This is a genomic window from Marinifaba aquimaris (genome assembly GCF_013328345.1).
GTDB lineage: Bacteria > Pseudomonadota > Gammaproteobacteria > Enterobacterales > Alteromonadaceae > Marinifaba > Marinifaba aquimaris.
This window is the reverse complement of sequence record NZ_JABULX010000005.1, coordinates 117,001-137,653: the sequence shown is the minus strand read 5'-3', so window position 1 is coordinate 137,653 and position 20,653 is coordinate 117,001. Positions and strand designations below refer to the sequence as shown.

Genomic DNA, 20,653 nt, shown 5'->3' with positions numbered 1-20,653 from the left:
GCTAGGTAATACTGAACAGTCAGTTAGCCTTCTGATCACTCTATGAAAAATACGCATTCGACAACACAAGGGTTCACCCTGATTGAACTAGTTAGCGTCATTGTCATCATTGGCATTGTCGCGGTGACCACTGCGCCCAAGTTTGTTGATATTGCGGATGACGCCAAAGTAACCAGCTTAGAAGCTGTGGCAGCATCGATGAAAAGCGGTTTGACGTTAATTTATGCGAAAGCGCAAATTAATGGTCAAAATACCGGTTCAGGCAGCATAGAAATAAACGGCGAAACCATCACATTATACAATGGCTACCCTGCCGTTAATGGCCGTGATACTTTTGTCGATATCAACAACCAAGTGCTCGCTTGGTTAGATATAGACGCCGTCGATCGCAATACAGCAAGGCGCAATCGCAGTTCCGCTAAATTCTTCACCGATAAATCAACCAGTAATAATCAGATTTATATCTTTTTCACTGAAGACTACAGCCAAAAAGGGGGGAATTTTCGCTGCCAAATTCGTTACGAAAACCCAGTCACAGTGACACCAGCTGCACCGTTATTAACAATTCAAACCGATCAGTGTTAAGTGACATTTATCACTCGTAAATGCTACTCACAACCATTAAACTCTAATTGAAACTACCTAACCTTATAATAATTAAGTAATTCTGATTAATTTACCTTGGTTAGATTCAGTCCTTAAAATAATAACAACGACAACAAGATGGAGTATTAATATGAATCATTTTGCAAAAATGATGGTCCTGGCAATTGGCTTACTTTCTACGTCAGTTGCTACTGCTGCAACACCAACCGAGCAACTCGGCACATGTTTAGTCGATTCATTAAATGGCAAGGAAAGAAAGCAACTCGCTAAGTGGATTTATTTCGCTATTGGTTCACACCCTGAAATTAATCAGTATTTAAAGGCAACACCTAACGATGTAGATACAAGTGATAAGTATGTAGGTGAGCTGATCACTAAATTACTCACTGTTAATTGTCCAAAAGAGTTAGTAGCCGCCAATAAAGTTGACCCTTTAGCGATTCAAAAAGCATTTGAATTAGTTGGCCAAGTGGCAATGCAAGAGTTAATGACAAATCCAGCAACGATGAAAGCGTTAACAAATTACGCTAACTACGCAGACCAAGCGAAGGTCAATGAGTTATTAAGTAAGTAATCATCAGGCTGAAATAGCCATTAATTGGTTATTTCTGCCGACTTCTCTAACTTTGCGCAGTAAGGCGCAAACAACCCTTTGACATCAACTTTTGCTTTTAATTTTGCCGCTAATAAGTAGAGTCCGGCTAACTTGCGGTGAATGAAAATAGCATCAACAGGTGGGGTGTGCCACTGGTCTTGTCTGCGGTTAATTGCCATCCCGGCTTGTTTAATACGATAGGCTAAATCTGTTGCGGCAAAATCGTATTCGCCTTCGGTACGTAAAGGCTCTGTGGCTAATTGGAAAATAGCTAAAATTTGCTGTAAATAGTCGGCTTCGATATCTTGTTTAAAAAAGCCTATTTGACCTGCAGCTGCTTTCATTGCCTCTTCATCACCAACACTGGCTGCGTGAATAAGCGCCAAGTATCCAGCGCTGATGGCATCAGGAATTTCTCGTGTTGCGCCAAAATCAAGCAACACAATCTGACGGGTATTGGCTTGATACAAGTAATTGGCAAAATTGGGATCGGTTTGCATCAATTTAAAGTCAAAGAGCTCGGCAAAAAACAGTTTAATTAACTGAGTCGCAATGTGATCCCTTTGTACTTGTGGCTGACCTACCGCTTTATCAATCACTTGCCCGTCAAGGTAAGACATCATTAAGATGTTTTCAGTACTTTTACCCAACAACACTTCAGGAATAACAAAGTGCGAGTTTTGATTAAGCGCAGAAAAATAACGACGAACAAAAGCCGCTTCTTGCTGATAATCAGCTTCCACTTTCAGCTGTTTTTTGGCTTCTTCAAGCAAGGTATCTAACTCAATTTGCTCTGGCACTAAGCCCGATAACTTGAGTAATTTAGCAACGTTATCAACATCGGCATCAATGGATTCACGCACACCGGGATACTGTACTTTAACCGCCAGTTTGGCGCCGCGTTCGGTATAAGCAAGGTGGACCTGACCAATAGAAGCAGAGGCAAACGGCCTAAGTTCGAAGTGACTAAACTGATCGAGCCAATCATGGCCCCAGTTCTCATTCAATACTTGGATAAGCTGTTTGTGCGGCATAGGGTGCGCGTCAGATCGCAATTTGCTCAGCAGCTGACTGAGTTCTTCAGGTAATAGATCACCTGCATCCATAGATAACAGCTGGCCCACTTTCATCGCAGCACCGCGAAGTTGTGCTAACTTATCTGCCAAATTCTCAATGTTCTTTGGCTGTAATACCAATTCAGATAATTTAGGTGAACGACCTTTTGAAAGTTGTTTGGCGCCACCCACCAATACATTGCCCGCGACTTGTGCTGCTAAGCCACCTAATTTACCAAAACGGGCTAACTTGGAAGTGGGTACTTTTTTACCTTTCATATCACCTACAAAATCGAACTAAAATGTCTGTATAGGGTAGTATCTACGCAGACATTGCCCAATTAGCTCAACCTTTTTTGTCAGCCACTCACCCTATCGCATGGCTAAATGAAACGCATTCCCTATCACAGCTTGGGTATATCGAACAAAAAGTCGGTTACCCCAATATCGATACCTTGTTGTGATAACAAGGTAGATACTTGCCCTCTGTGGTGAGTTTGATGATTAAAGAAATGACTCACCAGTTCAGCAAAATTCTGACAACTACGCTGCCCAGCCATGTTGCAATAACTCAGCCCACGCGTCAGGTCTTGCTCGGATAATTGCTGCTTTACCCAAGTGCTAATTTTATTATCTAAGCTCGATCTTGCTTGCCAGTAGGTCGTTAGCTCAGTAAATAACACTTGGTCTAATGATTGCGGACGACCAATATCGGCTAAATCAGCTAATGCAGTATAGTTTTTACTGTGTGTCGAGAAGCGATTTAGCCAAATTAAATCACCGACTAAGATATGATTAAGCGTGGCTAAAATGGATGAAAAGAACGCCCCGCGATCTCGATTTAACTCATTATTCGATAGTGATTGGCACGCTTGATAAATTTGTTGGTTAAGCCGACCGTTATAGTCAGCTAACAGATGAAAATGGTTCAGGTAATCCATTATTGACTGCTTGTATCCTTGTTTAAAATAAGCGGCCAACATCAATATGACCGCGGCTGTAATAGCTACAAATCTATAGCGCTAATGGCTTTACTTTAATGTAAAGGTCCATCTTCACTATACCGTTTTCACCTTCTGCTCGAGAGTCATTGAGGTAGTGTCCAATCGGCGGGTGATTGTCAGGTTCGTAACCACTTTGAGGTAACCAAGTTGAATACAACTCCATATAAAACTGGCTGACCTCATCCCCCAAACCTTCAAAATACGCTTTTGCATATTGGCCAGCAGGAAAACGCTTTGGTATCAAAAGGCTATAAACTTGGGTATCTGAATTCAGCTCAATTGCCGCTTGATAGCAGCACTTTTCTATTGGTGTAACCGATGGATTATCGTGACAAATCGCATAACGGTTGTTATCAAAAATTCCTTTGTCTTTGGCCCAATTAAGTAGTTTGTCCCAAGTTTGGAAAATGGCTGGTACATCATATCCTTTCGGCGCCGTTAGATAAGCAATGGGGGTTTCTTAGCGCTCAACTATGCTTACTTGCAATGGGGTGTATTTCCCTTTTAATTTTTGAAATGCTGGAGGCTATTTATTTCGCTCAACAAGGCAGAAGACTTGAGAATAGCATTCCTATTTGAATAGTCTGATAACGCAGTAGAGGGAATAAATAGCCCCAGCCCATGGGGTTGAGGCTAAAATATCACTACTCTTTGTTGCAAACAGCTTTTTTAGATGACTAAACCACACTATTTGTGCCTCGATTAGTAATATTTTATCTCTCAACATTCCGCAAAATTAAAGGGGATTACCCCCCTTAAAATCCTCTAATTTGTTTTGATTAATCACTGTTCGCTCAGTGACAAATTGAGAATAAAGCGCAGCGGCATCAAATGCTTTTCCATACTTGTGATAGAGTTTTCCAATCTTGCTAACTGCTTGCTCTTTTGGTTTTCTCAGCTGACTCGGGCTAATGCCAAAGTAACTTTTAAAGGCTTTAGCAAAATTAGCACTGGATTAGAAACCGCCCATATGAGCAATTTCGGTAATGCTCCACTCGCTTTTACAGGCGATGCGATTGGCCGCTAATTCCATCCGTTTGCGAAACACATAATCGTTGACACTCTCACCCACTAAAGCATGAAAAATACGATGAAAATGATAGGTAGAGAAGTGACTTTGCTCAGCGATTTCATCAAGTGACAATGATGGTTAGGGTGTTTTTCGATGTAATCTAACGCCTTGTTGATGCGCTGTTGATAATAGGCGAGACTGCTTTGATTGATATCCATTGACTTGCTAGCTTGCGATTAACACGCCCTATCATCTTAATGAAAGGGCGAAATCGCAAGCTTTAATTCAACAGGGTTATTCTCTAACCATTAATCGCTTACCATCGGCATCGACAACTAACAGGTATGACTGACCATAGTTAGCATCACACAGGTCTATAGTGTTGCCACCAACTTCTAAACCAGTACTACAGCTTTCTACCGAAAAGAACCCTGTAACTTGACCGGCTTGAGTTGATGATGAGCTATCGCCTTCAACGACGATGTCGTAATTATCATCGGCTAGGATACGAACATTGATTTCATCAGCGCGATTATTGCTCTTGCGACCTGCAATTGTTAATGCTTTATCAATGCCATCTTGCCAAGCAATAACCCACCATTTGTCACCGTCATCAACGCGTTTGTTAACCTGTACTTGATCAGTATTTGAATTACTGTCGCTGATCGCCACAACTACACGCACTTTGGCAATATCGTATTTGTGATTGTATGTACCACCCACATCATTCATAGCCACATCATTACCTTTGCGGTATTTACCCTCGTAAACAGAGTCTGAACGGCTTCTGCTATTGGTCTTTTTTACATAAAAATCTGTCATGTCATCGGTTGCATTCACAAATGTCATTTTTGCATCATAACTAACCGGGTTATCAATATCGTGAGAGCCACCGCCACAAGCGGTAACTAAACTGGTAAACATAAACAGGCCAAGTAACTTCGAAGCTTTGCTAATTTTCATTTTTACATCCTTTGATTGAAATCAGTGTTTAATTGCCGCTATTAAAAAACATTTTCTAAGTACTAATGTATCCTTTTGTAACCACTGGTCGCACCTGATGCCAGATGCACAATTGGCTGCGATAAAGAACCAATGTCCTTATCATTAACTCACTGATTGACACGTATTTAGTATCTGTTCAATCACCAAATCAGGCTCACTCAACTGTGGAAAATGGCCACTTTTCACAGCCATAATTTGCCTTGAGTTAGCACTTAGTTTTAATAACGCTTGTTGGTAGCTCAGGTGTAAATCAAAAGCCGTTTGCGGAACAAAAGGCATCTTCTTCGTTCCTGATATTACGGTGAGCGGAATATCAGGAAATTCACCGGCTTGTCGAATTTGTTCAACACTGAGCTCTATATGGTCGTCTTCTGAATAGCGAAAAGGATCAAACCAAGTTTCCACTTTACGCACAGTTTTATTTAGCGCATTGAGCAGCTTAGGAGGCTCAAATGCTTGCTGAGCGATAATCTCATCGGGCTGCGATGCATCAATCATCACCGCAGCCGCAACTTGCTCTGGGTAGCGCCTAGCGTATAAGTTGGCAAACAAGCCACCTAACGAATGCCCAACCAGTACCACTGGGGTTTGTACTTGATGCCATGCCAGTAAGTTGTGTAAATCCGTTACTACACTGTCAGCAGTCTGTGGTGTTTTGGCTTGGGTTGATTCGCCTATGCCATAGCGGTTGTATAAAAACACGCTATGATGCTGACTCAATACCGGATAAACCTTATCCCAACTTGAAAATGGCATCCGAAAACCATTGATAAACACCAGCGTTAAATCACCACTCCCAGCCTTTAAGCACTCCATTGCCAACATCGCTTTACCTTTGAAATACAACTAAAAATCTAGCTTAACGACACCAAGGGCAATTCAAAAAGCCACTCACCCCAAGCTTTAGGCAATTGAGCGGCTTTGAATTTCAAGATTTAGCGAGCAAGTACTTTCGGCATCTTTTTCGCGGCGTTTATCGAATCTTGTTTCGAGGTATACAAAATGCCTCCTCTTTGCTGTGAGGCCAGTCCCTTTTGCTTAACCAAATCGAGATAAGTGACAAATTTTATATTGTTCGACATCGCTAAAAACTCAGGACTCAGCAAAGCATCTAACTCAGCTTGTCTGTGTTTAGACATGGTCGATAGCCCCGTCAACGGGTCTAACATAGCGGTACTGTTCATATCAGTCAGTACTGCCAACTCAGGGTTATCTCGGGCTGGGTGCATTACAAACATGTTCAGACGATCAGTCGGTAAGTAGGCAATCTCTTTAAAAAACGCTGGTGGTTTATCTGCAACCGAGTAGTGGAACAAATTAATCGGCGCTTCTCGATAATAGCGAGAGACGGCTAAGCCATAATCTGCAGCGACTTTTTCGACGACTTGAGCAATTTCAGGCGTGGCACGAGCGATCCCCATATGATGATCGACATAGCTTATCTCTAACCCCATTTCGATGGCTTTTTTAACCTGTGCTCTGAGCTCTATTTCGATATCTGACAGCAAGTAATCACTTTGCAAAAACTCGCGAACTGACGGGTAAAACTCCCCTCTTTTATTGACTATGCTAGGCACATTATCAGCCCCAGCTGTTGGCCCCCATTTGTATTGCTTAAACTCCGAAGTCAAAGTTAAGTGCAAACCAACAGCCACGTGTTGGTGCCCAGAAAGAATCTCTACCGCTTCACTAAACCAAGGTGTTGGAACCATAGCTGAGGCTGAAAACGGAATCCCTGTCTTAATAAAATCAGCCACACCTAAATTAACAGCGTGTGACATACCAACATCATCAACCCTAATTAATAGTTCAGGCTTTTTGTCAGCCTTTACAGACTCGGGCCAAAAAACTTCCTCACCCTTAACAAATGACAGCATATACTCAGCTGCTGTTTGCATTTCTACATTAAAGCTCTCAATCATCTGTTGTTTTTGTATGGCTTGTTGCTCAGTCAACGGTGTGCGTTTTTGTGGTGGCCATATTAAATTCGCTGGCACAGTACCATTAGCATTTTTTTGTTGAACAAACAGCCCTTTGAAATCAGGTTTAAGCGGATAAGGCCAAGTGGCGTCGGGATCTTTTGCATGCACTAAATACGTGTTTAATACGCCCTGATAACCCGCTGCTTTTGCCGCTTGTGCGGTAAATAAATAAGCAGCTTGATGATCGGGATGGCCATCTTGTTGGCTCGTCACATAAATACTTGAAGGCTTTTTACTTGCAATAATATCGGTTAAATCTTGTAACAGTGCCGCTTTAGTGTAAGGCGCTGAGCGGCCAGATACTTTAGTGCGATAATCTAAATAATACGCTTGGTAAGTGGTACTTTGCTGTGTTTGTTCACTGGTATAAGGCCTCGCATTATCAGCTTGATACATGGCTAACAAACCGCCATCTGGGTAAGCTAAAAAGTGTAACTCTGATAATGGAAAATCAATTTTTTTCAGTGCTTGCGCGACATATTGCTGGCGTTCACTACCGAGTTTGACAAAATGGTCAGGTTTTAAATCGCTTTTTGCGATACCACTGACTTTTGAGGCAGCTAAAGGGTAAACATCACCGTTAGTTAACACCACAACCCCGACCTTTTTTCCAGCTTTTAGCGCCTGCATGATAGTTCCAGCAGTGCCTAAGGTTTCATCATCTGGGTGAGGCGCAACAACGAGTACATCCCAGCCATTGAGCTGTTTAGCCGAGACAAAGCTCGTAAATAATATAAGGCTCAAGCCAATGAACCAGTGTTTTAGGACGGAATTGAGTTTCAACATAATTACCTTAACTACATAATTGAATGAATTACACAGTACAGATAATTAAAAAAGCACCTATTCAAAATCAAGCGCAAGGCCTTGAATTTGAATAGGTTTAATTATATTTAATAAATTTTAACAGCAATCAATATCGCAATACGCGAACTACTGATAGAGCGCTAAACTAATCTCTTCTTTTTCACATACTGCGATAACCGCATCGCGCTTAGCAAGTTTGCGAAGATAAGCGCCTAAGTGCTCATAGCTCAGTGGCGGCTTAGCAAATTCATCTGACCAAATCGCCAACATAAATAAGAAGTAATCACAGGCCGTTAATTGCTCACCTGCGATATATGGGCGTGTGGCTAATTCGCGATCTAATAACGCTAGCATCTCACCAATGCGTTGTTCGTGAATTTGCTTTACCTTTCCAAAGTCGGTATCTAACGGCACATGTCGACTCGTGTAATAGTAAATCATCAATTCAGCTTGTACTGTATTGGTCAAATACGTCATCCACTGATAATAAAGTGCACGCTCAGTAGAACCCAATGCTGGCGCCAAACCAGCATCTAAATGTTTATCCGCTAGATGCATACAAATTGCAGGACTTTCAAAAATGGCCTGACCATCATCGATTAATGTTGGGATGCGCCCTGCTGGATTGAGCTTAAGATACTCAGCCGATTTTTGCGCATTGGATTGCCTATCGACCAACAATAAGTCAAATGGCACACCAATTTCTTGTAATACTAGATGCGGGGATAAACTCGCATTATTTGGATAGTAGTAAAGTTGATACATGATGTTATTTTCCTTTAATCAATTAAATACCGTAATCTCTTTCTACTTTGGCAATGCGCGTTTTAAAGGCGCTGTACCATTTTTGGTGGCCGTACTTCTGCGCTTCTAAGTGCTCAGCATTGGCCTTCCATTGTTTGATAGATGCTAAATCTTGCCAGTATGAAACCGTAATACCTAAGTCCTCCCGTACCGACTCGATACCCAAAAAGCCTGGTTGCTGGCTTGCTAGCTCAACCATGCGCTCTGCAGTTTCTGCGTAGCCGTCTGCGACTTCGGTTCTGTGGTTACTGAAAATAACCGCGTAGTAAGGCGGTTCTGGGGTTTTTGCTATTAACGACATAGTCACTCCGCGACATCATTAAAGTTATTGTGATTTAGCTAATTCAGGTCGAGATAAGCTATCCACCAAAGAATACAAGTACAGCACCAACAGGCTTAACACGGCACAACCAATAAACAAGCCAGTGCCTGAGAAATAATCCAATATCAAACCACCGCCAATCGGTGCTAGGGCAAATCCAAAATCATAAAAAGTCGCCGCACCAAAATAAGCTCCCCTTAGGTGTTTTGGCGCAATGCGATCGATGTGCACATTCATCGTTGGAAAGGTAATGGCTTCGGCTAAACTCATCACAATGACGATGGCAATAAAGCCCCAGAACCAATCAAGTGGATTAAATGCAAAACCCAACTGGGATAAACCGAGTAATACCAAACCAATGCGAATACGCACTTCTATTGGCCGGTTGGCCATCAACTTAAGTAATAAAAATTGAAAACTAATGATGATGAGTGCATTGGTCAAAATCATCGACGATATAAGTTCCAACAAATGAGGTACTTGTTCACGGGTTAGGTATTGCACCAACGAACTATCCATTTGTCCGTAAATAAATAAACAAAGTACGTTAGCCAAGATCAGCACCTGTAATAGCTTGTCTTGCGCCAATACACTGATAGTTTGCTTCAAACCTACCTCACTCGAGGCAGCTGACGTCGATTCTGGATCAAATTGGGTTTGCTCTGTTTGGGTTTTGTCGTGTTTAACAAAGCCAATAAACAACATGACTAACAATACAGCGAACGCAACTGTAGTGATGTAAAAGCTTGATTGCTCTCCAGTTAACCCCAGCCAAACACCCGCCATAGGGCCAATGGCACAACCTACATTAACGGCAAAATACATGGCCTGCATCGCCAATTCACGGCTTTGAGCCTGCGGTAAAATGTCACCAATTAATGCCGATGTCAGCGGTCGCCAAAGTGAAGTAGCAATAGAACACAAGGTAATCACTATGCTAAATCCCCAAACGGTTTCAGCTTCGGCTAACAAGCTAAAAGCCACTATATAGAGGATACCTGTAGCGTACATCATAGGCCTTCGACCTAGCTTGTCAGATAGCGCACTACCAACAAAACTGATGATGACAGAAACAATGGCGGCAGCTGATAAAATGAAACCTATATGAGTAGCAGAGAGGGCAAATTTCTCATATAAGATGACCGCCAAAAACGGCCAGACCATGTAGTAACTGCCCCGGGTAATAAATGAGCCAAATAGCAGGATCCACATTAACAACGGGAACTGCTTCACGCGAGCGAAAGAAATATCGCTTTCCATGAAAAAATCCTTTTAAAAGGGATAATTAAGGTAAAAAAAGAAGAAATAACAAGGCTTTGCACCAATGTGGCCTTTATAGCAAATAGTCATAACTCTGCCTAGTAATAAGCGATAAGTGACCATTAAAAGCCTGCAAAAACAGTCAAGTTTAGATTACAGATTACGGCGATCACTTTGGCTGTTTACTTCGTATAAATCTGTTGGATCTTTTAGGAGCAATACAATGGCACATGCACGCGGTTTATTTTTATTTTCCAACGATTTGAGAGTGCAAGATAATCAAGCACTGGCATTGATTGCGAGCAAAGTCGCCCGACTCGATTGCTTGTACATCATCAACCCAAATGACTACAAACCCAATCGCTACACCTGCCAACAAAAAGGACACGTGCCAAGCCAGTTTTTGCTCGAATCACTACATCAACTAGACGAGCAATTAGCCCTATTTGGGCAAGATTTAAAAGTGCTGACTGGCGACCCGCTTAACATCATTAATCGCTACATCGACGAGCACCAAATCGATTATGTAGCCATGAGTCGAAACTCTGGTGTCTATGAGCATCATTTTGAACAATCTTTAGCTTATAAGCTCAGAGAACAACTCATTTCGGTGGACTTAGTTTGGCAACATACCTTGTTTCAATCTCACCAACTGCCATTTGAGCTTCAAAGCTTGCCTGCCAGTTTTAGTGCTTTTCGCAGAAAAGTAGAAAAGGTACCGCTCAACATTAGCCAAAGCCAGAAGATTGTCAGCCTCCCTCAGAGCATTAGCTTGAGAACACCCATTCCTGATCTGACGGGTTTTGGCATCACCCCAAATACTGATTCACTGCCTTTTGAAGGCGGTTGCTCGGCAGGTTTAAAACACCTTAATCATTACTTCTCAACACGTGCGCCTTCAAGTTACAAGGAAACGCGCAACGCACTTGATGACTGGTCATCATCAACCAAATTTAGCCCTTGGCTGGCACTTGGTTGTGTATCAGTCAGGCAAATTTGGCATCTATTGGCAAAGTACGAAAGCCAAGTAGAAGCCAACGACTCTACGTATTGGATTAAATTCGAGCTGCTGTGGCGAGAATACTTTCATTGGTACACAGCCGCTCATCAAAACCAAGTATTCAAATTTTCTGGGCTGTCCGACAACAAGCCATTGACGAGCTTTAATGGTGAACGCTTTGCTAAATGGTGTGCGGGTAACACGCCTTACCCGCTGGTCAATGCCATTATGCATCAACTCAATGAAACAGGCTTTATTTCTAATCGCGCGAGACAAATTGCAGCGAGCTGTTGGATTAATGAAATGCAAGGCGATTGGCGCTATGGGGCAGCGTATTTTCAACAACAGTTAATTGATCACGATGTCGCAAGTAACTGGGGCAACTGGCAATACATTGCTGGTGTAGGAGCCGATCCGCGGGGTGGCCGTTGGTTCAACTTGAACAAACAAACGGAGCAATTTGACCCTGATCATCGCTATATTGAGCGATGGCGCGGTCAAGTTACCGACCCAAACCTAGATTCAGTCGATATTGATGACTGGCCAATTGCAGAACCAGCACAATGTTTTAAATCACCTTGTCAGGTCAACTAGAGTCACGTTTTGCCAAATAAACAAGCGATCAATATTGTCTGGTTAAAGCGCGATCTCAGGCTGTCTGATCATCAGCCGCTAGCGTGTGCCCAACAGTCTGACTTACCCGTTTTACTGCTGTACATAGTTGAACCCCAATTACTCGATGATCCCCATTACGACATTCGCCATTGGCGATTTGTTTATCAGTCGTTAGTCGATCTTGCCCGACGGCTACCAACCGCCGCACTTTATGTGCTAACGGGTGATGCACTTGATTGCCTAAAACAGCTCAATCAACTTTACGCAATTAACACAATTTGGAGCTACCAAGAAATAGGTTTAGAGGTGACATTTGCTCGCGATAGAGCAATAAAAAAGTGGTGCCAGCAAACTGATAAAAATTGGTTTGAATTTCAAACAGGTGCCGTACTAAGAGGGCTAAAATCAAGGGCTAATTGGGATAAAGCTTGGCATAAATATATGCGTCAAACGATTGAACCCATTGACACAACCCGCATTCCTTGGCTGCAACTGAGCACAGAACAATTAGCGGCATTGCCATTATTTTCAGCACCAGAAGACTGGCAGGAAAGTGTAAGTGAATTCCAGCTTGGTGGTGAAAGTCAGGCCAATGAAGTACTGAACAGTTTTTATCAACAAAGGGGTAAAGATTACGCCTATTCGATATCGAGCCCAGATAAAAGCCGCAATGCCTGCTCTCGGCTATCGCCTTACCTCGCATGGGGCAATATCAGCTTAAGACAGGCCTACCAGAGTATACTGGCACATTGGAAAACACCGGGTTGGCGCCGTTCGCTATCCGCCCTTTCCTCTCGTTTGCATTGGCATTGCCACTTTATGCAAAAGTTTGAAAGTGAGGCCTCGATGGAGTTTCGGCCAATCAATTCAGGTTACGACAAATTTAGCTATCTTTCGGGCGATGAAGCAGAACAAAGGCTACTAGCTTGGCAGCAAGGTAAAACGGGTTACCCGTTAGTCGATGCATGCATGTTGGCGTTAATTGAAACCGGCTACATCAACTTTAGAATGCGTGCCATGTTGGTCAGCTTTTTGTGCCATCACCTGCAAATAGACTGGCGTTTAGGTGCACCTTATCTCGCTAAGCTCTTTCTCGATTTTGAGCCAGGTATCCACTACCCGCAATTTCAGATGCAAGCGGGTGTAACAGGTATCAATACGCTGCGTATTTACAACCCTGTTAAACAGTCTCAAGAAAAAGATGCTGATGGTATTTTCATTCGACAGTACTTGCCACAGCTAGCACAAGTACCAAACGAATTAATCCACACACCTTGGTTGCTAACGCCAATGGAGCAAGCCTTATATCAAGTACGACTTGGAGAAGACTACCCAGAGCCGATTATCGATATTCAACAATCGGGAAAACAAGCACGAGATATTTTATGGCAATGGCGTAAAAAGCCAGCCGTTAAAAAAGAGGTTGCCCGTATCCTTGCCCGCCACGTCAGATAGCCCTCTGCTAATCTAAACTGTATCGCAGTACGTATCGGTAAAAAAAACCTGAGAACAATATGTATGAAACGCAATGGCAAAACGGTAAAAAAAGCCGACTTACCAAGCAAAATTTGTCAAAGCTGTGGTTTGTCTTTTGACTGGCGAAAAAAGTGGCAAAACTCATGGCAGGACGTTAAATATTGTTCTGAACGTTGTCGGAGAAATAAGGGTTAACTGTGTCTGCTTTATTATCCTCAGTTAAGTTGACTGAACTGAAAAACAACTATTCAAAAATTCGCTTAATCCTTGGCGATCAACTCAATGCTAACCACTCTTGGTTCAAAAACTCATCAGAGCAAACAGACTGCCTTTACCTCATTGCTGAGTTGCCACAAGAAACAACATACGTAAAACACCACGAACAAAAAATATTAGCGTTTTTCGCTTCGATGCAAGCGTTTGCCAAAGCCTTATCAGAGGCGGGGTTTGACGTGTTGCACCTGACGTTAGATGAGAGCTGTGGCTATGGCAATTTACCCGATTTACTCAGTGCCTTGCTCAACCATTACGCTTGTAAACAGTTTGAATACCAACAGCCTGATGAGTATCGCTTAGCGGATCAATTAAGTCAGTTTCAAGCGGCATTAAGCCAACAAGGTATTCTCAGTTTTATCTATGAAACAGAACACTTTTTAGTGGCGCAAACTGAGTTAGAAAACTACTTTAGTGCCGATAAAAACCAACGAATGGAAACCTTTTATCGCAAAATGCGAAAGCGTTATGACTTACTGATGCAAGGCGATAAACCTCAAGGTGATAAGTGGAATTACGACGCTGACAATCGCAAAAAGCTAAACAAACAGGACATCGCTAATTTACCTAGTGCTTTGGTATTTAGTAATGATGTCAGTGAGATCAGAGCAAGACTGGAAAAACACCAAGTCCAGTGTTTTGGACAGGCAAGCGACCAATTACTCTGGCCCATTAATCGCACGCAAGCCTTAACCCTACTCGATCACTTTTGCCGAGTTTGCCTACCTTTGTTTGGTCATTTTCAAGACGCAATGACATGTAAGGCTAAAGACGCAATAGACGATAAACAATGGAGCCTTTATCACTCACGTTTGTCTTTTGTTCTGAACGCCAAAATTTTACATCCGCTGCAAGTTGTCAAAACGGCCATTGAACACTACGAACAAAACCCAAGCATCAATTTGGCGCAAGTAGAAGGTTTCGTCAGACAGATTATTGGTTGGCGAGAGTTTGTTCGCGGTGTCTATTGGACCCACATGCCCCATTACCAAAACTACAATCACCTCAAAGCTGAACGCGACTTGCCCAATTGGTTTTGGACGGCTGAGACCAAAATGAATTGCTTGCACCACGCGATAAAACAATCACTCGATTATGCCTACGCACATCATATTCAAAGATTGATGGTAACTGGCAACTTTTGCTTAATAGCAGGTATTCAGCCCGATCAAGTTGATGCTTGGTACTTAGGTATCTACATCGATGCGATTGAATGGGTAGAAATGCCCAATACCCGAGGTATGAGTCAATTTGCTGATGGCGGTATAGTCGGCTCCAAACCTTATGCCGCTAGTGGTAACTACACCAATAAAATGACCGATTACTGCTCGAGCTGTCAGTACGATGTCAAACAAAAACTAGGCGATAACGCTTGTCCACTGAACAGTTTGTATTGGCAATTTATGATCAAACACAGAGAGTTACTGGCCAAGAACCCGCGTATTGGCATGGTTTATCGCAATTGGGACAAACAAGCTCCAGAGACACAACAACATGTATTGCAGCACGCGCAAAAGTTACTCGCTAATCTGGATCAGTTGTAACTCGATGATCAAAATGCGATAACCATGCGTAATGATACTGAATGCTAAATAGGAGGATTTATGTTTTCGTTTTTCAAAAGACGTCCAATTACTAAATTACGCCGTCAATACGATAAAAAACTCACTGATGCAATGCATGCACAACGCAATGGCGACATTAGAACTTACTCACAATTGACCGCCGAAGCAGAGACGCTATGGCAAGAAATTGAGTCACTAGAAAGCCAGCAATCATCAAACGCGAGCTAAAACACAAGTCTACTCTAGCTTGATATCGCCAATTGGCTAATTAGCCAATTGGCAAACCCCATCATCATAACTCCTATTTGGTCCTTACTGCCCCAACAAACCTTTCTATTTATACGAACATAAACATCGTTTAATACTAATTTTATTTCTTATTAGTAGAACATAAACTGTTAACACGTTAATCGATAGCAGCAGATTGTTAGGAGTTTGAAATGCAATATATTCGTCGCAGTGAAGAAAGAGGCCAAGTTAATTTAGATTGGCTGCAAAGCAAACACAGTTTTTCTTTTGGTCATTATTACGACCCTAAACACATGGGTGTATCCGTACTCAGAGTGATTAACCAAGATGTGGTTGCACCCAATAGTGGCTTTGAAACACATGGTCACCGAGATATGGAAATTATCTCGTATGTATTAAGAGGTTCACTCGAACACAAAGACAGTGAAGGCAATGTGAAAACAATTAAGCAAGGTGAAGTGCAGCGCATGAGTGCTGGCAGTGGTATTTTGCATTCAGAGTACAATCCTTCTGCAACCGAGGAAGCTGAGTTTTTACAAATTTGGATTAAGCCGAAATTTACCGGAATAACACCTAGCTATGAGCAACGAGAAATAACTCAAACACGCACGCTAACGCCATTAGTTAATTACGACGGCCATGAAGGGGCATTGTCTATTAACCAAGATGCACGTATTGACCGTTTAATCCTAAAAAAAGGTGATAGTGAGCAGTTACAAACTTCTAAAGATATAGCTTATCTACACCTAATAGCTGGTGAATTAACTATTAATGGTCATCTATTTCAAGCAGGAGATGCCTTTAGCGCAGCGAAAGACGAGACCATTAATGTCACCGCGACTGAAGATGTTGAAGCACTTTGGTTTGATTTGCCAAAACACTAAGCATCACTAAATTTGTTTGTAAAAGACCACGGTCGCTTCTAATAGACCGTCTGAATTTAAAACGTAATCAGGGATAATGCCGGCTTGGCTAAAACCTAACTTTTTGTACAACAAGCTGGCAATATCTCCAAGTCGTGAGTCGAGCACTAACAATGAAAGCGCTAACGCTTTGGCTTGTACTTCAAGTGCCATCATTAACTGTTTGGAATAACCCTGGCCCTGTGATGATTTAGCCACCATTAACTTTTGTACTTCACCGCGGTGCGCCCCATTCGCTTTTACACTCAGTGCTAATTGTACAGTACCAACAATTTCACCGCGATCCATAGCGACAAACAACCTGCGTTGATTAGCTTTTAAATCTTGCTCAACTCCATGCCAATAACTCAATATTTCTCCAGCTTCCGCAGGTTTCAAAAAGCCCAAAGATGCACCGTCATCAATACAACCGACAAATAAGCGGACTAGCTGCTCTTCAACACCTTGGATACTGGTAAGTTCTACAATTTTCAATCTACACCTAAAATTCATAACGAATTAATGACTAGCTATAGTTAAAGCAAACATTGCGCCATTTATTTGCAGATAAAACATAGGAAAATTTGGATTAAAGTGGTTAAACCTCAGTTAGTTACCAAGGTTATGCACACAAAAGTAGAAGTTAGGCACTAAAAGAGTGCAAAAGGTTAAAAACAGATTAACCGACAACTTGATTGCGGCCGCGATCTTTTGCGCGATAGAGATTTTGATCGGCCAACTCAAATAAACTGGCCAAATCAGCCACCTCAGGACTTTTTTCAGCCAAGCCGATACTCATCGTCATTTGGAATTGACCAGCTGGATAGTCAATCACTTTTTCTTCGAGTAATTTTCGTAATTTATTGGCGCGTTCAAAAGCACAAGGTTGCTCAGTATCAGGCAACAGTAGAAAAAACTCTTCTCCGCCCCAGCGCGCTAATAAATCATCTTTTCGGATGTGCTTTTTAATCAGTTTCGTCAATTCAACGAGTGCCGTATCACCTGTACTGTGGCCATAGTTGTCATTAATTTTTTTAAAGTGATCAATATCCATCAACAACAGACTAAAACCTCGCTCACTATCGAATAACGCTTGTGCTTTATCGACAAAATAACGGCGTGTAAAACACCCAGTTAGCGGGTCGGTTGTCGCCAGTTCCACTAATGATTTTTTCTGCTGTTTTTGATTGATAAGCCATAACCTGATGCCGAGCAACACCACAATAAACCCCGTGATTTGAAAAAGTTTTTCGAGCAATATTGTTACTAAAGCTGAAGGCAGAAAAATTTCATCGAGTGTATCGGCCAATAAAGCGGTAAATAACAGTGAAAAGCCGACATAGAGAAATTGGTTGGAGGTGTAAGTTTTTTTATCGAGTCTGAGAAAGTGCACACACGCTAAGATTGTCAGCGCCATGATGAATTCAAGCGCAAAGCTATACCAATCAATATTGGCGACTAAGGGAAATCGCCAATAATAAAAGCAAGGCAAACAAATAATAACAAACAGAGCATAAAGCGACATGGTTTGCACCTAGCCTGATCATCAATTGCTTTAAGTATTGTTTTGCTTGAGTTAAATCACAAGCGAGGCCGGCGCTTTTAACTTAACTTATCTGGACAATTTCTAAACCTTGCTTGCCAAACGCATCCAGCACGGTTTGCTCAGCTAAATCATTAGTAATTAATAAATCGAGTTCGTGAATTGACACCACTTGATGACTTGATACTTTCCCCAAACGCGTATGACCGCCCATCACTATCGTGCGATCAGCTTGTTCAATCGTCACCCGCATAATCTCTGCTTCTTCGATATATTTAGCTGAAAAACCACGTTCAGGATGCAAAGCGCACAAGCCCATAAAACAAATATCAAAACGCATTTTTCGAATCATATCGGCGGCGATTGTGCCTAAACACCTTAATGCAGGTTTGAAAAATGTTCCGCCCAACAAAATCACATCAATTTTATCGTGATGTGCTAATTCACAAGCAATTAATGGGCATGCACTGACAACAGTTAATGGTAGGTCTCGCGGTAAGGCCATCGCAATGTAGCGGCAGGTTTCACCTGAGTTCAGCATAATGGTTTGATTAGGTTCGATATATTTAACGGCTTCACGTGCCAGCTTTTGCTTGTTTGGGTTACGTTTTTCTAACCTATCGGCATAATCCGGCACTTCAAGTTGCAATGGTAAAGCACCGCCATGTACGCGTCTTAGTAACTTCATGTCAGACAATTTATTGAGATCACGTCGAACCGTGTCTTCTGATACAGCCAATTCATTAGCCAGATCGGTTGCAGATACCCGCCCTTTGGTATTGAGCTGCTCTAAAATATAGTTTTGGCGTTCGGCTAGTAACATGGCTACCTCAAATCTCAGAAAATACTAAACAAGTTGCATGATATTGCATGATTAAAAACAAAGCCTGCATTTTTTTGCCGATTTTACTTGATCTTTATCCGAACTCAAGGTTATTTTATGCACACAAATGCATTAATAAGCGTTTTTTACAAAAAAAAAGACAAAATCATGCACTAACACTCAAAATAAATGCATACGGAGTCAATTATGGAAAACCTTGAGTTAGAAAGCCTGTTAAATCGCTATGCCGCTTTTATCTTTGATATGGACGGTACCTTGCTCGATTCAACTGAAGCGATCCGCAAAGTCAGTAAAGTTTGGTGTCAAAAACACGGGCTCGATTTAGAGTTTGTACTAAAAACCTGTCACGGCAGTCGGCTTCTCGATATAATTCCCAGCTTCGCCCCGCACTTAGATGCGCAAAAAGAGCAAGACGACTTTGTCAGCCAAGAAGCAGTGGTCACAACAGGTATTGTTGAAATCGCTGGGGCAAATCAATTACTGCAATTTCTCAATCAAATAGAAAAACCATGGGGTATTGCAACATCAAGCCCAGTACCTGTTGCTGGTGTTAGGTTAAATGCCGCTCAATTACCAGAACCTGATGTTTTCATTACCGGTGATCAAGTAACCCGTGGTAAACCAGATCCAGAGCACTTTGAGCTTGCAGCTCAGGCATTAAACCAACCGACAAATCAATGTTTAGTGTTTGAAGATTCACATAATGGCGTTAAAGGCGCATTACTAGCAGGCTGTGATGTCATTGTCATTGGTGATCACGTAGACATTAAACACCCCAGAATCATTGGCCGCATCAACAGTTATCAAGAAATAAAAAGTCAATTGTCACATCAACCATTCAGTTTGCAGGTAGCCACAGCATGATCGCCAATCTATTTAACATCAACCAACTCAGTGCAGAACAACGCTGGGATTTAATGGGCATATTAGTAGGGTTAATGGGCTGCTTTGCCCAATCAACTCAAGTGATCAGTGAATGGCAAAGAACAGGAGAAAGTAGTTTATCCATCAGTTTTGTACTGGGTTACTTACTGGTTTTTGGCTTTTGGTTTGCCTATGGTTTGTTTTTTAAACGCGCCGCTATCATTATTACTAACGCCATCGCATTGGCGCTACAAGCAGGGCTGTTACTGGCTGTGCTTTAAAGTAAAAAGGCCGTGTTAACACGGCCTTTTGCAGTTTAAAGCTAAAGTTAATGACAAAGTTTGTTGCTTAGTTTTGACCAAGATTGTAATAAGCCGACGGTATATAAAGAACCAATGACTAAACAAATACCCGAGCTAATCAACCAAAAATTCAAACTATTCTCTGGAAAATAATCGACCAAAACGACAAAACCTAAACCGCGTGCCATATAAATCAGGGCGATAAGGCAAAGCACGGTTTTCAACAGTGGTAATGGACGAATCAGTTTGGCACCAGATAGCGCATACAGTGACCAAACAAACAGCACCAAAGAGATCACTAAAGTAACGATCCCCGGATACCAATCACCTCTTTGTGCCATTTCAGCCATTTGCTCCCCTGCACCTAAAAAGCGGTATGCTTCAGGGCCGATAGCAATACAAGCTAAATGTAATAATGCTGCAAGCCCACTACCAATAGCAGCAAGCACCAAACATTTGTTTGCAGAGTAAGATAATTTCATAGTTTTTGAATTAAATTGATGGAACCAAGCACTTTTTAGCCAACAACAACCAGGTTGTAAAGAGACCTGAGTTAAAGCTCGCCCGT

24 protein-coding genes are annotated in these 20,653 nt (G+C 42.1%); 10 read left to right on the top strand and 14 right to left on the bottom strand.

Annotation, left to right across the window (positions count from 1 at the left end; translation table 11 throughout):
* The first annotated feature begins 42 nt into the window (after positions 1–42).
* Complete coding sequence (locus HR060_RS05305) at positions 43–585, top strand: prepilin-type N-terminal cleavage/methylation domain-containing protein (protein WP_174199241.1); 543 nt, start codon at positions 43–45, stop codon at positions 583–585.
* A 151-nt stretch (positions 586–736) separates the two neighbouring features.
* Complete coding sequence (locus tag HR060_RS05300) at positions 737–1,180, top strand: hypothetical protein (protein WP_174199240.1); 444 nt, start codon at positions 737–739, stop codon at positions 1,178–1,180.
* Between the two features lie 20 nt (positions 1,181–1,200).
* Here the strand turns inward: HR060_RS05300 and HR060_RS05295 are convergent, their stop codons facing one another.
* The 10 genes from HR060_RS05295 to HR060_RS05250 form a co-directional block, all read right to left on the bottom strand.
* Positions 1,201–2,535 carry an ABC1 kinase family protein gene (locus HR060_RS05295; RefSeq protein ID WP_174199239.1) on the bottom strand — a complete coding sequence of 445 codons (1,335 nt, stop codon included), beginning with the start codon at positions 2,533–2,535 and terminating at the stop codon, positions 1,201–1,203.
* A gap of 125 nt (positions 2,536–2,660) precedes the next feature.
* Positions 2,661–3,197, bottom strand: a complete 537-nt coding sequence (locus tag HR060_RS05290; RefSeq protein ID WP_174199238.1) for a DinB family protein — start codon at positions 3,195–3,197, stop codon at positions 2,661–2,663.
* A 73-nt stretch (positions 3,198–3,270) separates the two neighbouring features.
* Positions 3,271–3,711 (bottom strand): GyrI-like domain-containing protein, encoded by a 441-nt coding sequence (locus HR060_RS05285; protein ID WP_174199324.1) that lies wholly within the window; start codon positions 3,709–3,711, stop codon positions 3,271–3,273.
* 504 nt (positions 3,712–4,215) lie between these two features.
* Positions 4,216–4,404, bottom strand: a complete 189-nt coding sequence (locus HR060_RS05280) for an AraC family transcriptional regulator (protein WP_174199237.1) — start codon at positions 4,402–4,404, stop codon at positions 4,216–4,218.
* 162 nt (positions 4,405–4,566) lie between these two features.
* Positions 4,567–5,235 carry a hypothetical protein gene (locus tag HR060_RS05275; RefSeq protein ID WP_174199236.1) on the bottom strand — a complete coding sequence of 223 codons (669 nt, stop codon included), beginning with the start codon at positions 5,233–5,235 and terminating at the stop codon, positions 4,567–4,569.
* A 144-nt stretch (positions 5,236–5,379) separates the two neighbouring features.
* Complete coding sequence (locus tag HR060_RS05270) at positions 5,380–6,102, bottom strand: alpha/beta fold hydrolase (RefSeq protein WP_174199235.1); 723 nt, start codon at positions 6,100–6,102, stop codon at positions 5,380–5,382.
* 110 nt (positions 6,103–6,212) lie between these two features.
* Positions 6,213–8,045 (bottom strand): ChbG/HpnK family deacetylase, encoded by a 1,833-nt coding sequence (locus HR060_RS05265; protein WP_174199234.1) that lies wholly within the window; start codon positions 8,043–8,045, stop codon positions 6,213–6,215.
* 147 nt (positions 8,046–8,192) lie between these two features.
* The gene (locus tag HR060_RS05260; RefSeq protein ID WP_174199233.1) at positions 8,193–8,831 is read right to left on the bottom strand and encodes a glutathione S-transferase family protein; all 639 of its coding nucleotides are present in this window, start codon (positions 8,829–8,831) and stop codon (positions 8,193–8,195) included.
* A 22-nt stretch (positions 8,832–8,853) separates the two neighbouring features.
* Positions 8,854–9,171 carry an antibiotic biosynthesis monooxygenase family protein gene (locus tag HR060_RS05255; RefSeq protein ID WP_174199232.1) on the bottom strand — a complete coding sequence of 106 codons (318 nt, stop codon included), beginning with the start codon at positions 9,169–9,171 and terminating at the stop codon, positions 8,854–8,856.
* Positions 9,172–9,195: 24 nt separating this feature from the next.
* The gene (locus HR060_RS05250) at positions 9,196–10,452 is read right to left on the bottom strand and encodes an MFS transporter (protein ID WP_174199231.1); all 1,257 of its coding nucleotides are present in this window, start codon (positions 10,450–10,452) and stop codon (positions 9,196–9,198) included.
* A 223-nt stretch (positions 10,453–10,675) separates the two neighbouring features.
* On the opposite strand from HR060_RS05250, the gene HR060_RS05245 reads away from it, so the two are divergent.
* The 6 genes from HR060_RS05245 (at position 10,676) to HR060_RS05220 (ending at position 16,514) form a co-directional block, all read left to right on the top strand.
* Positions 10,676–12,046, top strand: coding sequence for a DASH family cryptochrome (locus HR060_RS05245; protein ID WP_174199230.1), 1,371 nt, complete (start codon positions 10,676–10,678; stop codon positions 12,044–12,046).
* 9 nt (positions 12,047–12,055) lie between these two features.
* A complete protein-coding gene (locus tag HR060_RS05240) occupies positions 12,056–13,522 on the top strand; it encodes an FAD-binding domain-containing protein (RefSeq protein ID WP_174199229.1) in 1,467 nt (488 codons plus the stop codon).
* A 63-nt stretch (positions 13,523–13,585) separates the two neighbouring features.
* Positions 13,586–13,738, top strand: coding sequence for a DUF2256 domain-containing protein (locus tag HR060_RS05235; protein ID WP_174199228.1), 153 nt, complete (start codon positions 13,586–13,588; stop codon positions 13,736–13,738).
* Positions 13,739–13,740: 2 nt separating this feature from the next.
* The gene (locus tag HR060_RS05230; RefSeq protein ID WP_343044169.1) at positions 13,741–15,360 is read left to right on the top strand and encodes a cryptochrome/photolyase family protein; all 1,620 of its coding nucleotides are present in this window, start codon (positions 13,741–13,743) and stop codon (positions 15,358–15,360) included.
* Between the two features lie 60 nt (positions 15,361–15,420).
* The gene (locus tag HR060_RS05225; protein WP_174199227.1) at positions 15,421–15,609 is read left to right on the top strand and encodes a DUF6435 family protein; all 189 of its coding nucleotides are present in this window, start codon (positions 15,421–15,423) and stop codon (positions 15,607–15,609) included.
* Between the two features lie 212 nt (positions 15,610–15,821).
* On the top strand, positions 15,822–16,514 hold the full coding sequence (locus HR060_RS05220; RefSeq protein ID WP_174199226.1) for a pirin family protein: 693 nt from the start codon (positions 15,822–15,824) through the stop codon (positions 16,512–16,514).
* 6 nt (positions 16,515–16,520) lie between these two features.
* Here the strand turns inward: HR060_RS05220 and HR060_RS05215 are convergent, their stop codons facing one another.
* The 3 genes from HR060_RS05215 to HR060_RS05205 all read right to left on the bottom strand — a co-directional run bounded on the left by HR060_RS05215 (position 16,521) and on the right by HR060_RS05205 (position 18,898).
* The gene (locus HR060_RS05215; protein WP_246283086.1) at positions 16,521–17,027 is read right to left on the bottom strand and encodes a GNAT family N-acetyltransferase; all 507 of its coding nucleotides are present in this window, start codon (positions 17,025–17,027) and stop codon (positions 16,521–16,523) included.
* 184 nt (positions 17,028–17,211) lie between these two features.
* Complete coding sequence (locus HR060_RS05210; protein WP_174199224.1) at positions 17,212–18,057, bottom strand: GGDEF domain-containing protein; 846 nt, start codon at positions 18,055–18,057, stop codon at positions 17,212–17,214.
* A gap of 82 nt (positions 18,058–18,139) precedes the next feature.
* Entirely contained in the window at positions 18,140–18,898 is a 759-nt protein-coding gene (locus HR060_RS05205) for a DeoR/GlpR family DNA-binding transcription regulator (RefSeq protein ID WP_174199223.1), read from the bottom strand.
* Between the two features lie 207 nt (positions 18,899–19,105).
* On the opposite strand from HR060_RS05205, the gene HR060_RS05200 reads away from it, so the two are divergent.
* Entirely contained in the window at positions 19,106–19,783 is a 678-nt protein-coding gene (locus HR060_RS05200) for an HAD-IA family hydrolase (RefSeq protein WP_174199222.1), read from the top strand.
* The gene (locus tag HR060_RS05195; protein ID WP_174199221.1) at positions 19,780–20,064 is read left to right on the top strand and encodes a hypothetical protein; all 285 of its coding nucleotides are present in this window, start codon (positions 19,780–19,782) and stop codon (positions 20,062–20,064) included. The genes HR060_RS05200 and HR060_RS05195 overlap by 4 nt, the downstream gene beginning before the upstream one ends.
* Positions 20,065–20,111: 47 nt before the next feature.
* Here the strand turns inward: HR060_RS05195 and HR060_RS05190 are convergent, their stop codons facing one another.
* Positions 20,112–20,567 carry a hypothetical protein gene (locus HR060_RS05190; RefSeq protein ID WP_174199220.1) on the bottom strand — a complete coding sequence of 152 codons (456 nt, stop codon included), beginning with the start codon at positions 20,565–20,567 and terminating at the stop codon, positions 20,112–20,114.
* Between the last annotated feature and the right edge of the window lie 86 nt (positions 20,568–20,653).